Origin of the sequence: Saccharopolyspora antimicrobica, assembly GCF_003635025.1 — a bacterium.
GTDB classification, from domain to species: domain Bacteria; phylum Actinomycetota; class Actinomycetes; order Mycobacteriales; family Pseudonocardiaceae; genus Saccharopolyspora; species Saccharopolyspora antimicrobica.
On sequence record NZ_RBXX01000002.1, the window covers coordinates 226,282 to 238,198 of the forward strand.

General features: G+C 68.9%; 12 protein-coding genes. 4 read left to right on the forward strand and 8 right to left on the reverse strand.

Annotated features, from left to right (window positions below):
- Positions 1-208 precede the first annotated feature (208 nt).
- On the reverse strand, positions 209-778 hold the full coding sequence (locus ATL45_RS01630) for a TetR/AcrR family transcriptional regulator (protein WP_093156049.1): 570 nt from the start codon (positions 776-778) through the stop codon (positions 209-211).
- A gap of 486 nt (positions 779-1,264) precedes the next feature.
- On the opposite strand from ATL45_RS01630, the gene ATL45_RS01635 reads away from it, so the two are divergent.
- From ATL45_RS01635 to ATL45_RS01645, 3 genes are all read left to right on the forward strand, one after another.
- Positions 1,265-2,758, forward strand: a complete 1,494-nt coding sequence (locus ATL45_RS01635; protein ID WP_093156051.1) for an aldehyde dehydrogenase family protein — start codon at positions 1,265-1,267, stop codon at positions 2,756-2,758.
- Between the two features lie 293 nt (positions 2,759-3,051).
- Positions 3,052-4,584 (forward strand): APC family permease, encoded by a 1,533-nt coding sequence (locus tag ATL45_RS01640; protein WP_093156052.1) that lies wholly within the window; start codon positions 3,052-3,054, stop codon positions 4,582-4,584.
- Positions 4,585-4,651: 67 nt separating this feature from the next.
- Positions 4,652-6,199 (forward strand): GMC family oxidoreductase, encoded by a 1,548-nt coding sequence (locus tag ATL45_RS01645; protein WP_093156055.1) that lies wholly within the window; start codon positions 4,652-4,654, stop codon positions 6,197-6,199.
- A gap of 255 nt (positions 6,200-6,454) precedes the next feature.
- Here ATL45_RS01645 and ATL45_RS01650 read toward each other — a convergent pair whose 3' ends face one another.
- The 3 genes from ATL45_RS01650 to ATL45_RS01660 all read right to left on the reverse strand — a co-directional run bounded on the left by ATL45_RS01650 (position 6,455) and on the right by ATL45_RS01660 (position 8,370).
- Positions 6,455-6,829 (reverse strand): VOC family protein, encoded by a 375-nt coding sequence (locus ATL45_RS01650; protein ID WP_093156057.1) that lies wholly within the window; start codon positions 6,827-6,829, stop codon positions 6,455-6,457.
- Positions 6,830-6,965: 136 nt separating this feature from the next.
- Positions 6,966-7,571, reverse strand: a complete 606-nt coding sequence (locus tag ATL45_RS01655; protein WP_093156059.1) for a TetR/AcrR family transcriptional regulator — start codon at positions 7,569-7,571, stop codon at positions 6,966-6,968.
- Between the two features lie 235 nt (positions 7,572-7,806).
- The gene (locus tag ATL45_RS01660) at positions 7,807-8,370 is read right to left on the reverse strand and encodes a helix-turn-helix domain-containing protein (protein WP_093156061.1); all 564 of its coding nucleotides are present in this window, start codon (positions 8,368-8,370) and stop codon (positions 7,807-7,809) included.
- 49 nt (positions 8,371-8,419) lie between these two features.
- Between ATL45_RS01660 and ATL45_RS01665 the strand changes: the two genes are divergently transcribed.
- Positions 8,420-9,592: a benzoate/H(+) symporter BenE family transporter gene (locus tag ATL45_RS01665; RefSeq protein WP_093156063.1), complete on the forward strand. Its 1,173-nt coding sequence runs from the start codon at positions 8,420-8,422 to the stop codon at positions 9,590-9,592.
- On the opposite strand, the gene ATL45_RS01670 is transcribed toward ATL45_RS01665, so the two are convergent.
- The 4 genes from ATL45_RS01670 to ATL45_RS01685 are packed head-to-tail and all read right to left on the reverse strand — an operon-like array spanning position 9,593 to position 11,776.
- Positions 9,593-10,039: a hypothetical protein gene (locus ATL45_RS01670; protein ID WP_143121704.1), complete on the reverse strand. Its 447-nt coding sequence runs from the start codon at positions 10,037-10,039 to the stop codon at positions 9,593-9,595.
- Positions 10,036-10,518: a hypothetical protein gene (locus ATL45_RS01675; protein WP_093156066.1), complete on the reverse strand. Its 483-nt coding sequence runs from the start codon at positions 10,516-10,518 to the stop codon at positions 10,036-10,038. The genes ATL45_RS01670 and ATL45_RS01675 overlap by 4 nt, the downstream gene beginning before the upstream one ends.
- Positions 10,519-10,553: 35 nt before the next feature.
- On the reverse strand, positions 10,554-11,435 hold the full coding sequence (locus tag ATL45_RS01680) for a WXG100 family type VII secretion target (protein WP_093156067.1): 882 nt from the start codon (positions 11,433-11,435) through the stop codon (positions 10,554-10,556).
- Complete coding sequence (locus tag ATL45_RS01685; protein ID WP_093156069.1) at positions 11,432-11,776, reverse strand: type VII secretion target; 345 nt, start codon at positions 11,774-11,776, stop codon at positions 11,432-11,434. Before ATL45_RS01685 ends, ATL45_RS01680 begins: the two co-directional genes overlap by 4 nt.
- Positions 11,777-11,917 lie beyond the last annotated feature (141 nt).

The window sequence follows — 11,917 nt, forward strand, 5'->3', positions numbered from 1 at the left end:
GTCCGTTGTACACCGGAAAAACGCCCGGCGATGTGCTCCACCGGGCTGAAAACCGGCGGCGGCGCACGCCCGGCGCGCAGGGTGCCACGGATCGCTGGCACCATTCTTCCCGGCCCGGGCAGCTAGATCAACAGCCCCGGATTCGGTGCAATGCAACGGACATCCGATGTTGACCGATCGGACACCCGGCGAGAAATGCCTGCTGGAATCAGCTTTCCGCGGGTCGCGGCAGCACCCGCCGGAATATCATCTCGATTTCATCTCGGCTCGGCACCGATTCCCGGACGATGCCTTGCAGCAGCAATCCGCAGAACACCACCGACAGCGCGCGGCCGGTGGCCGGGTCGACGAGCGAGGCGAACAGCTCCGCCAGCGCGCTGTCCCACTCCTGGCTCGCGCCGTGCAGCGCGGGCTTGTGCAGCGCGGCGATGTAGAGCTGGTGCTCCACCGCGGTCTGCGCGCGAGCCGGGCCGAGGTAGTGCAGCACCAGATCGGTCAGCGCGACGGCAAGGTCGCCGTTGAGCCCCTGGGCCCACTCCCGCAGGTGCGCGACGTCGTCGGCGGCCGCCTGCCGCAGGGCGCTGGCCAGCAGATCGTCGAGGGTGGCGAAGTAGTAGGTGGTCGACCCCAGCGGCACTCCGGCCTGCGCCGCGACCGCGCGGTGGGTGAGCTTGTCCACACCGCGCTCGGCGACGACGGCGATCGCGGCGCGCGCGATGCGCTCGGGCCGGGCCGGGTCCTTGCGGCGCGCGGCGGGCGCGGGCTGCGTGGTCGACATTCGCTTCGGCGTCCCTCCCGTGTTGCCGGCCACCTCCGGTAGCGGGCCGGATGACCTCGCCCAGCCTGCCATGCCGCGGTGCCCGCGCGATGCGGCCCAGGTCACCGAATTGGCGTTCATGCTGTTCGGAGCGCATATTTTCAACGGAGAACGACATCCTCCTAGCCCGGTGATGTACAGATGTACACCACCGGTGTTAGGGTCTTCGGCGGCACTGAGAGCAATCGCACCAGGTCGTGGAATCGACCTGACGCTGGAATTGAACGAAGACCGCGCACGGCCGCCACCGAATGCACCGCCAGGAGGTGAAATCGCACCACGGCGTGCCGACGGCACCATTCGTCGAATTTCGCCCCGTTGCGACGACGACGATTCGCGTGGCGAAGTGCCGGCTCTCGCGGCATTGTGTGACCACACCGCCACCAGAAGTGCACGGACGTGCGGTTCCAGCACATTAAGCACAACCGACATCACGGGGATACGAGCATGTCGAAAGCTGAGAATTCGGCGGCCACGCTGTTCATCGACGGCGAATGGGCGCCTGCCGCGGACGGCCGCACCCGCGAGATCCGCTGCCCCGCCGACGGGCAACTGGTCGCCACCGTGGCCGAGGGCGGGCGGGCCGACACCGAGCGCGCCATCGCCGCGGCCCGCCGCGCCTTCGACGAGGGCTCCTGGGCGACCAGCTCGCCGTGGGAGCGCGGTGACCTGCTGCTGCGGGTCAGCGACATCCTGGTGCGCGACAAGGCCGAGTTCGCCCGCGCCGAATCGCTGGACACCGGCAAGCGGCTGGTCGAGAGCGAATTCGACATGGACGACATCGCCGCCTGCTTCCGCTACTTCGGCAAGATCGCGGGCACCGACGCGGGGCACCTGGTCGACACCGGGTCGCGCGACTCGATCAGCCGCGTGCAGTACGAGCCGGTGGGCGTGTGCGGCATGATCACGCCCTGGAACTACCCGCTGCTGCAGGTGGCCTGGAAGGTCGCCCCGGCCATCGCGGCGGGCGACACCTTCGTGCTCAAGCCCAGCGAGCTGACGCCGAGCACCGCGATCCTGCTGATGCGCGCGCTGACCGAGGCCGGGCTGCCCGCCGGTGTCGGCAACCTGGTGCTGGGCACCGGCGCCGAGGTCGGCTCGGTGCTCTCCGAGCACCCCGACATCGACCTGGTCTCCTTCACCGGTGGCCTGCACACCGGCCGCAAGGTCTCCGCCGCGGCCGCCGCCACGGTCAAGAAGGTCGCCCTGGAGCTGGGCGGCAAGAACCCCAACGTGGTCTTCGCCGACGCCGACTTCGAGACCGCCGTGGACTACGCGCTGACCGCGGTGTTCCTGCACTCCGGCCAGGTGTGCTCGGCCGGGGCGCGGCTGATCGTGCAGGACGAGCTGCACGACGCGCTGGTGGACGAGATCGTCCGCCGCGCCGAGCTGATCCGCCTCGGCGGGCCGTTCGACGCCGACGCCGAGACCGGGCCGCTGATCTCGGCCGCGCACCTGCAGAAGGTCGACGACTACGTGGCCAAGTCCGTCGCCGAGGGCGCTGTGCTGCGCACCGGTGGCCGCCGCCCCGAAGGCGAGCGCTACGCGAACGGCCACTACTACCTGCCGACCGTGCTCGACAACGTGCAGCAGGGCTCCTACGCCGTGGTCGAGGAGTCCTTCGGCCCGGTGCTGACGGTGGAGCGCTTCACCGACGAGGACGACGCGGTGCGCATCGCCAACGACACCCACTACGGCCTGGCAGGCGGGGTGTTCACCGGTGACCCGGCCAAGGCGCAGCGGGTGGCCAACCGGCTGCGGCACGGCACCGTGTGGATCAACGACTTCCACCCCTACCTGCCGCAGGCGGAATGGGGCGGGTACAAGCAGTCCGGCATCGGCCGCGAACTCGGCCGCGCCGGTCTCGGTGAATACCAGGAGGCCAAGCACGTCTTCCAGAACCTGCGGCCCGGGCCGCAGAACTGGTTCGCCGGCGAATAAGCAGTTCGACGCGCTGCGGCGGTGTCCGATCCACCGCCGCAGCGCACCTGCGCGGCCGAGCAGGCCGCGATCGATCACGCAAAGCAAACAACCACCCGGTCCATCGTCCCCCGCACCCGGCGGGCGGAATCGACCGGGAGAGGAGTTCAGGGCATGAGCAGCCCTACATCAACTACAGTCCCGCTCAACCGCACCTCAGGGGACCGTGACGCAACTCAGCCACAAGACGCCCCGAAACGCGAGATCACTCCGGAACGCAACCACCACTGTGAATCTCGGAGAGGCGGTACAGCATGAGCGCGCCCAATTACGATGCCGGGCTCAACGAGTTCGGTTACACCAACAAACTGAAGAGAAGTCTCGGAGGTTTCCACACCTTCGCGGCCGGGATCAGCTACATCTCGGTGCTCACCGGCACCTTCCAACTGTCCTACTTCGGCCTGTCCTTCGGGGGCCCCGCCTACTGGTGGTCCTGGCCGATCGTGTTCCTGGGGCAGTTGCTCGTGGCGTTGAGTTTCGCCGAGCTGGCATCCCGGTACCCGATCGCCGGCTCCGTCTACAACTGGGCTAAGAAGCTGGGCGGTCAGCACGTCGGCTGGCTGGCCGGGTGGATGATGCTGCTGGCCTCGATCGTGTCGATCTCGGCCACCGCGCTGGCCTACCAGAACACGCTCCCGCAGATCTGGTCCGGTTTCCAGGTGATCGGCGACGGCTCCAACAGCACCGACGCCGCGGTCAACGGCATCCTGCTGGCGCTGGTGCTGATCCTGTTCACCACGATGGTCAACGCCTTCGGCGTCAAGCTGATGGCCCGGATCAACAGCGGTGGCGTGTTCATCGAGCTGGTCGCCGCCGTGCTGCTGGTCGTCGCGCTGGCGCTGGTGGCGGTGAACCCGCCGACGGTCGTGTTCGACACCAACGGCACCGAATCGGCCTTCGGCGGCAGCTACCTCAGCGCGTTCCTGATCGCCGGGATCGCCTCGTCGTACGTGATGTACGGCTTCGACACCGCCGCCTCGCTGGGCGAGGAGTCCATCAACCCGCACCGCAACGCGCCCAAGGCGATCCTGCGGGCGCTGATCGCCTCGTTCGTCCTCGGCGGCCTGATCCTGCTGTTCGGCATGATGGCCACGCGCGACTTCTCCGCGCCGGAGCTGGCCTCCAGCGGCCTGCAGTTCGTGCTCAACGACGCGCTGGGGCCGTTCGTCGGCCGGTTGTTCCTGCTGGCCATCTTCGTGGCGATCACGGTCTGCGTGCTGGCGGTGCACACCGCGGCGATCCGCATCGCCTTCGCCATGGCCCGCGACAACGCGCTGCCCGCAGGCAAGCTGCTGGCGCGCGTCAGCCCGCGGTTCCAGACCCCCGTGATCCCCGCGGTGGTCATCGGCGTGCTCGCGGTGGCGCTGCTGGTGGTCAACATCGGCCAGCCGCAGATCTTCACCGCCATCACCAGCCTGGCGATCATCCTGATCTACATCTCCTACCTGCTTGTCACGGTGCCGATGCTGATCGCGCGGCTGCGCGGCAAGTGGCAGCCGACCAAGGAGGAGGGCCGGTTCAGCCTGGGCAAGCTCGGGCTGCCGGTCAACGTGCTGGCGGTGCTGTGGGGCGTGGGCATGACGGTCAACCTGGCCTGGCCGCGCCGCGAGGTCTACAACGCCGAACCGCCCTACCACTGGTACCTGCAGTACAGCTCGGTGCTGTTCGTCGGAGTCGCGGCGGTGGGCGGATTCGCGTACTACTGGTTCGTCCAGCGCCACAAGGTCGGCGTTCTCGCCGACCACGCGTCCACATCGGACAACGACGAGACCAGCCCGGTCGCCTGAGGTCCGGCACCTCGCACGGGTGGGCGAGATGACCGGAACCTGCGGAGAAGAAACGGAGATTCGGACAATGACAGACCAGTTCGACTACGTGGTGGTCGGTGGCGGTAGCGCGGGCGCGGCGGTCGCGGCGCGGCTCTCGGAGGACCCGAACGTCACCGTGTGCCTGCTGGAGGCCGGGCCGTCGGACGTGGGCGACAAGGCGATCCTGGAGCTCAAGCGCTGGATGGCGCTGCTGGAGTCCGGCTACGACTGGGACTACCTGATCGAGCCGCAGGAGAACGGCAACTCCTTCATGCGGCACGCGCGGGCGCGAGTGCTCGGCGGCTGTTCCTCGCACAACTCCTGCATCGCGTTCTGGGCCCCGGCCGAGGACCTCGACGAGTGGGAGTCGATGGGCGCCACCGGGTGGAGCGCCAAGGACGTCTTCCCGCTGTACAAGCGGCTGGAGACCAACGACGGGCCGGGCGACCACCACGGCCGCAGCGGCCCGGTGACCATCCGCAGCGTCCCGCCGGAGGACCCGTGCGGCGCCGCCCTGCTGCGCGCCTGCGAGCAGCAGGGCATCCCGACCACGGAGTTCAACTCCGGCAAGACCGTGGTGCACGGGGCCAACTGGTTCCAGATCAACGCCCGCGAGGACGGCACCCGCTCCTCGTCCTCGGTGTCCTACCTGCACCCGAACCTGGACCGGCCGAACCTGGAGATCCGCACCCAGGCGTGGGCCAAGAAGGTGACCTTCAGCGGCACCCGCGCCACCGGCGTGCAGTACCTGGACGCCGACCTGATCCACACCCGCACGGTCACCGCCAGCCGCGAGGTGGTGCTCTCCGCCGGCGCCATCGACACCCCGAAGCTGCTGATGCTCTCGGGCATCGGCCCGGGCGAGCACCTGCGCGAGTTCGGCATCGAGGTGCTGGTGGACTCCCCCGGCGTCGGCTCCAGCCTCCAGGACCACCCGGAGGGCGTGATCAGCTGGGACGCCAAGCAGCCGATGGTCACCGACTCGACGCAGTGGTGGGAGATCGGCATCTTCACCACCACCGAGCCAGGGCTGGACCGGCCGGACCTGATGTTCCACTACGGTTCGGTGCCCTTCGACATGCACACCGTGCGGCAGGGCTACCCGACCTCGGAGAACAGCTTCTGCCTGACCCCGAACGTCACCCGCGCCCGCTCCACCGGCACGGTGCGGCTGCGCAGCCGCGACTTCCGGGACAAGCCGAAGGTCGACCCGCGGTACTTCACCGACCCGCACGACATGCGGGTGATGACCGAGGGCATCAAGCTGGCCCGCGAGATCGTGGCCCGGCCCGCGATGCAGGAGTGGGCGGGCGCGGAGCTGTTCCCCGGCCCGGACGTGCGCACCGACGACGAGATCGCCGACTACCTCAAGCGCACCCACAACACCGTCTACCACCCGGCGGCCTCGGTGCCGATGGGTGCCGACGACGACCCGACCAAGCCGCTGGACGCGCGGCTGCGGGTCAAGGGCGTGCAGGGCCTGCGCGTCGCGGACGCCTCGGCGATGCCGTTCCTGGTGGCGGTGAACCCGAACATCACCACCATGGCCATCGGTGAGAAGTGCTCGGACATGCTGAAGGAGGACAACAGCTGATCCGGTGCGGGGCCACCGCGCCCCGCACCTCCGAACGATCTCACCCGATCGATGCCGAAGCCGGTGCTGTTCCCCGAAAGCAGCTTGGTGTTCGGTAGCTGCGAAGGCCCCTCCGGTCCCCCGCCCTGGAGGGGCCTTCGCCTTTGTACGGTATTTCCGGTTCCGCTCCGCGTGGTCGTGCGATTTCAATGGAAATCAGACGTGCGATTTCCATTGAAATCGCGGCGGCGCCCGCAGTTCGGCTGCTGCCCCGGGTCAGGCCGGGGACATGACCTCGTAGAGGTTTCCGGTTTCGTCGCAGAAGAACAGGCCTCGGGGGCACAGCGGGTGGTCCACCCGCCCGTTGTCCGGTTCCAACGGACTGCTGCCGAAGGGGACACCGCCGTCGCGGAGGCGGGCGAGGATCTCGTCGAAGTCCTCGGGCGTCACGTCGAAGGCGAGGTGGTGCGGTTCGGCGTCCGGCACCGTCATGAACTGCAGGGTCAGCGAGTCGTTGACCTCGACCGGGGCGAACTTCCCGTCGAAGCCGTCCGGCGGCAGGCGGCGCAGGCCGAGGACCCCGGCCAGGAAGTCGGCCGCCGCCGCGTTGTCCCGGGCGGGGACGATCGTGTGGTTCAAGGTGATGGTCATGCAGTCCCGCCTCTCCGCGTTTTTCAGCGGTGGTTGCGTCCGAATTGATCTTGCGTTGTGCGGTTTCTCGCGGCTGGGTTGCACCACGGTCCCCTGAGGTGCGGTTGAGCAGGACTCAGGTTGGCGCACAGGGGTGTTATGCCGCTTCCACCAGCGCACCGTGTAGGAACAGGTCGACGAGCTCGGCGGGTTCCACCCCGGCGGATTCGCCGCCCATGCGCCCGCGCGTGTACAGGAATCCCAAGAACATCGCGGTGAGCTTTTCCGGCGGCAGCCGCAGCGAATCCCGTTCCGGCTCGAAGAGCTCGGCCACCGCATCGCGAACCTGGTGCCCGCCGTCCCGCTCCGCGGGCTCGGGCCGCTGCTTCGCGCGCTTCGTCCGGAGCTTGCCCGCCATGGCGTTGCGCGCACCGCCCGGATGTCCGGTGGCGTGCAGCGCACCGGCCAACGCGCCGATCCGCTCCAGGTGCGCGGCCAACGCATCCGCCGCGGCGTTCAGCCGGTCGACCAGCGGGTCGTCGAGCGAGATCGAGGCGATCTCCCGCGTCACCTGATCCGGGCGGAGCGCCTCCTCCATGCACGCCGAGATCAGCTCGTCCTTGTCCTCGAAAACCCGGAAGATGGTCGCCTCCCCGATTCCGGCGGCCCGCGCCACCTGCTTGGTGGTGACCGCCGCGCCGTACTCGGCCACCAGCGGAATCGCGACCGTGATGATCATCGCCCGTCGCTCTTCGGGACTCATTCCCGGCGCCCTGCGCCGCGTCGTCTCACCCATGCCCACAACCGTACGGAGTGAGTACTCACTCCGTCAAGGGCGAAGTGAGTACTCACTCCGAAGCGCACCCAGGGACGACTCACCGCTGATGTCTGGGCCACACAAGGGTTTTGGCAGGTGATGGGCCGTGAGTGTTTTGTGGTGCTATAGCATCACAAAACACTCACGGCACCTGACCAGCGGAAACACTCCCCCAGCGGTGTCAGGCCGGGTCGGGGTAGCGCATCACCAGCGTCGCGAGGACGTCGTCGGCCGGGGCCTGGTAGACGTGGTCCACTCCGCCGTCGAAGCGGATGTAGTCACCGGGACCGAGCGTTTCGGGGGCCGATTCCGGGCCGGTGACCAGAGTTCCGGAGTGCACCAGCAGCTGCTCGACCACGCGGGGCCGGTGCGCGGCGGAGACGTACTTGGAACCCGCGCGCACGCGCAGCCGGTAGATCTCCTGCCGCTGGCCGCCGGTGACCACCCGGTCCATCAGCTGCACCTCCACCACCTGCCCGGACAGCTCCGCGCCGCCGGCGCGGTTGACCACCACGGCGGGCTCCGCGCCGGGCTCCGGCTCCGCGACCAGCAGCCGTCCCAGTGGAACGCCGAGGACCGTGGCCAGCGCGTAGAGGGTTTCCAGCGTCGGATTGCGACGTCCGGCCTCCAGCTCCGAGAGCGTCGCCTTGCCGATCCCCGCTCGCCGCGCGGTCTCCGACAACGACAGCTCGCGCTCGGTGCGGGTCGCGCGCAGGTTCGCCCCCACCACCTTGACCAGCTCCACCGTTCCTCCTAGCATCGCGTCGTTCCATATACAGAACGGACGGGTTCCAGTGCAGTTGCGTCAACGGCTCCCCACCGCCTCGGCATCCACTCTGGTCGCCGGTGGAATCACGACGCTGGTCGGGGTGGTCAGTTCAGCGGCCCTCGTCTTCCAGGCCGCTCGTGCGCTCGGCGCCGGGCCCGCCGAGATCGCCTCCTGGATCCTCGCGCTGGGCGTGGGCATCGGCGTCACCTCGATCGCGCTGTCGCTGCGCTACCGGGCTCCCGTCGTGCTCGCCTGGTCGACGCCCGGCGCCGCCCTGCTGGCCACGAGTGGTCACGGCGTTTCGATGTCCGAGGCCGTGGGCGCGTTCCTGCTGGCCGCCGCGCTGACCGTCGTGGTCGGGCTGACCGGTTGGTTCGAGCGCGCGGTGGACCTGATCCCCGCCTCGATCGCCGCTGCCCTGCTCGGCGGGGTGCTGCTGCAGTTCGGCATCGGCGTGTTCACCACCATGCAGGACCAGTTCTGGCTGGTCGCGGCGATGCTGGCGGGCTACCTGCTCGGCAAGCGCCTGCAGCCGCGCTACGCGGTGCTCATCGCGCTGGTGGTGGGCGTCGCGCTCGCCGGCGCGCAGGGTTCGTTGCGGCTGGGCGGCGTCGAGATCGCGCTGGCCGCTCCGGTGTGGGTGTGGCCGAGCTGGTCGCTGCACACCACGATCAGCATCGCGATCCCGCTGTTCGTCATCACCATGACCTCGCAGAACCTGCCCGGCGTCGTCACGCTGCGGACGCACGGCTACTCGACTCCGGTGTCACCGCTGCTGTCCTGGACCGGCGCGGTGAACGTGGTGCTCGCGCCGCTGGGCTGCTTCGGCATCAACCTGGCCGCGATCACCGCCGCGCTGTGCATGGGCCGCGACGCCCACGAAGATCCGGCGCAGCGCTACAAGGCGAGCATCGCCTCCGGTGTCTGCTACGTCCTGCTGGGGATCTTCGGCGCGACGCTGGGCAGTCTCATCGCGGCCTTCCCGCTGGCGCTGATCACCGCGCTGGCCGGGATCGGGCTGCTCGACACCATCGGCGGTTCGCTGGCCAAGGCCACCGAGGACGCCGACAGCCGCACCGCGGCGCTGATCGCGTTCCTGGTGACGGCATCGGGATTGACGGTGTTCGGCATCGCTTCGGTGTTCTGGGGCCTTGTCGCCGGTGTGGCCGCGCACCTGATCACGCGGCGGCGGAGCTGATCAGCGCGGCGCGCCGCTGCGCCGGACGAGCAGCACCACCAGTGCCAGCAGCGGCAGCACCACCAGCGTCGCCAGGCCGTACTCGAACGCCGACGAGGAGACGAACGACCGCAGCCCGGCCGCGCTGCCCTGCCACGCGGTCACCGGCTGATCGCAGGTGATCGAAGCGGTGCCGGAGAACCAGCGCTGCACCTGGAGCTCCTCGACCTGCCGCTTCGGTTCGACCACCCGGGGCGCCCCCGACTCGGGCACCACCTCGCAGGTGCCGAAGCGGTTGAACTGCAGCACCACGTCGCCGGCCGTCCAGCTGTGCGGCTCAGCGCGGTCGACCGCGGCGCCGGACACCGAACCGGCCACGATCACGCCGATCCCGGCGATGCCGAACAACGCGCTGAGCACCACCAGCAGACATCCCGGCAGCAGCAGCCGCCGACGAGGTTTCGTCACCACCGGTCCGGCCGGTGCATCCAGCTATCGTTGCCGAAGTCGTCGGGATCGTCCCAGTTCGCCTCGGCAGGCCGCGGTGGCGTGCTCGAAGTGCCGGGCTGCTCCGGCGCCGGTTCCCTGGAGGCGATGACCTCGTCCACGTCGTGGCCTTCGCGCAGCAGCGTGTGCGCTTCCTCGAACGCGGGCATGCCCGCGGAAAGCCCGCGCAGCACGCCGGGGTCGTCCGCGACCCGCCCAGCCCGGACGTCCTGCCAGGACAGCTCACCGGCGTCGATGCGGCGCTGCAGGTCCCGGAGCTCGGGCGGGGCCTGGTCGCTGCGCGCGAACTGCTCGATCTCGGCGAGGTCCTCGTCGGTGAACGCCGGGGCGTACCTGCCGACCTGGGCCGCCTCCTCGGCGACCCGCCGCCCCTCGGCCAGCGCAGCATCGAGCTGCTCGGTCAGTGCGCGCAGCTGCGGATTGTCAATCGGACTCGACACTCGTTGCGTCCTTTCCCACCCTCATCGCGACGCCGTCAGGCACCTTCACCGGTTCCCCCGGTTCCAGTGGTTCCGCCGGACCGCATCGAGCCGGCGCCCTTGCTGAGGCCCCGTGCGGCCCACGCGCCACCGGCACCGGCCATCACCGCGCCGACGGCACCGGTCTTGACCGCCTTCTTGCCGTCGTCCAACTTCTGCTTGGCGTCCTGGGTCTCGTCGAGGACGTTCATGGCGTCGTTGACGTTGTTGACGTCCTTGATCTTCATCAACGCCGTTCCCATGCCCACGATGCCGTCGATCATCGACTTGACGCCCTCGATGATCTGCTGGACCTGGATGATGATCCGCCGGATCGCGTCGACGATGTCGATGGCATTCTTGACCATCAGCACGACGGTGGCCCAGGCGGGCGGGAAAGCGGCCTTGATCGCGGCGTCCATCAGCAGGCCGATCAGGATGTCCAGCAGGGACATCGCGGTGTTGCACATCATCCGGCAGGTGTCGGCGGTGTTCTGGAACCGGTCGCCGATCAGCTTGGCGACCTGCGAATCCGCCTCGATGCCGACCGTCCACACCACGCTGATGTGCTTCTCGAAGTTCTGCGCGGCCTCGCCCTCCCAGTGCGGCTCCAGCTCCTGGAGCCCGGCGTTGAGGTTGTTGCGCACCGCGTCGAGCGCCTTGGCGATGTTGTTCCAGGCAGCCGCGTTCTCGTCGATCTTCTCGAAGTCTCCCAGCAGCGGCTTGATCAACGAGTCGACGAGGTTCTCGCCGGTGACCTTCTCGTAGACCCAGTTGACGCTCTGCAGCTTCCAGCCCGCGGCCTCGATGAGCTCCTTGGTGGACTGCAGTCCGGGCCGGTTCTCGGCAGCGGCGTTGAGCACCGCGGCGGGATCCTGGGTGTCGGCGTATCCGCTCACTCGCGCCCCCCGAGGCTGGTGGCCTCACCCATGATCGACTCGACCTGCTTGATCCGCTCGGAGTTGGCCTGGTCGTCCTTCTCGTAGACCTCGGCGGATTCCTTGACGGCGTTCGACACTCCGGTGAGCCGCTCGTTGGCGAACTCGAGGGTTTCGCCGTACAGCTTGCCGACCGCGATCACCACGGGCTGCAGCAGCGCGAGCACCCCGGTGAATCCGCTGGTGTCGGAGCCCTTGGTCTCGGCGTGTTGGCGGATCGCCAGGAAGTGCTGGGCGTTGCGCTCCAACATGCCCGCATAGCCCCGCAGGTGCTCGGGTTCGACCCGAAACTTCTCCGCCATCTCTCCTCCAGTTCGCCGCGAAACAGCAACTGTGACGAAGTTCCAGGCGTCGAGGTTCCCACAGCGGCCGAGCGCTTTTCGGCCGTTCGGCCGGATTCGGTGCGACGGCGACGTTCCGGGCAGAGGATCGGACCGGCGCGG

Excerpts from the sequence above, each read along its gene's own strand:
- ATL45_RS01630 (WP_093156049.1), bottom strand. The coding sequence starts at position 778 with ATGTCGACCACGCAGCCCGCGCCCGCCGCGCGCCGCAAGGACCCGGCC.
- ATL45_RS01635 (WP_093156051.1), top strand. The coding sequence starts at position 1,265 with ATGTCGAAAGCTGAGAATTCGGCGGCCACGCTGTTCATCGACGGCGAA.
- ATL45_RS01640 (WP_093156052.1), top strand. The coding sequence starts at position 3,052 with ATGAGCGCGCCCAATTACGATGCCGGGCTCAACGAGTTCGGTTACACC.
- ATL45_RS01645 (WP_093156055.1), top strand. The coding sequence starts at position 4,652 with ATGACAGACCAGTTCGACTACGTGGTGGTCGGTGGCGGTAGCGCGGGC.
- ATL45_RS01650 (WP_093156057.1), bottom strand. The coding sequence starts at position 6,829 with ATGACCATCACCTTGAACCACACGATCGTCCCCGCCCGGGACAACGCG.
- ATL45_RS01655 (WP_093156059.1), bottom strand. The coding sequence starts at position 7,571 with ATGAGTCCCGAAGAGCGACGGGCGATGATCATCACGGTCGCGATTCCG.
- ATL45_RS01685 (WP_093156069.1), bottom strand. The coding sequence starts at position 11,776 with ATGGCGGAGAAGTTTCGGGTCGAACCCGAGCACCTGCGGGGCTATGCG.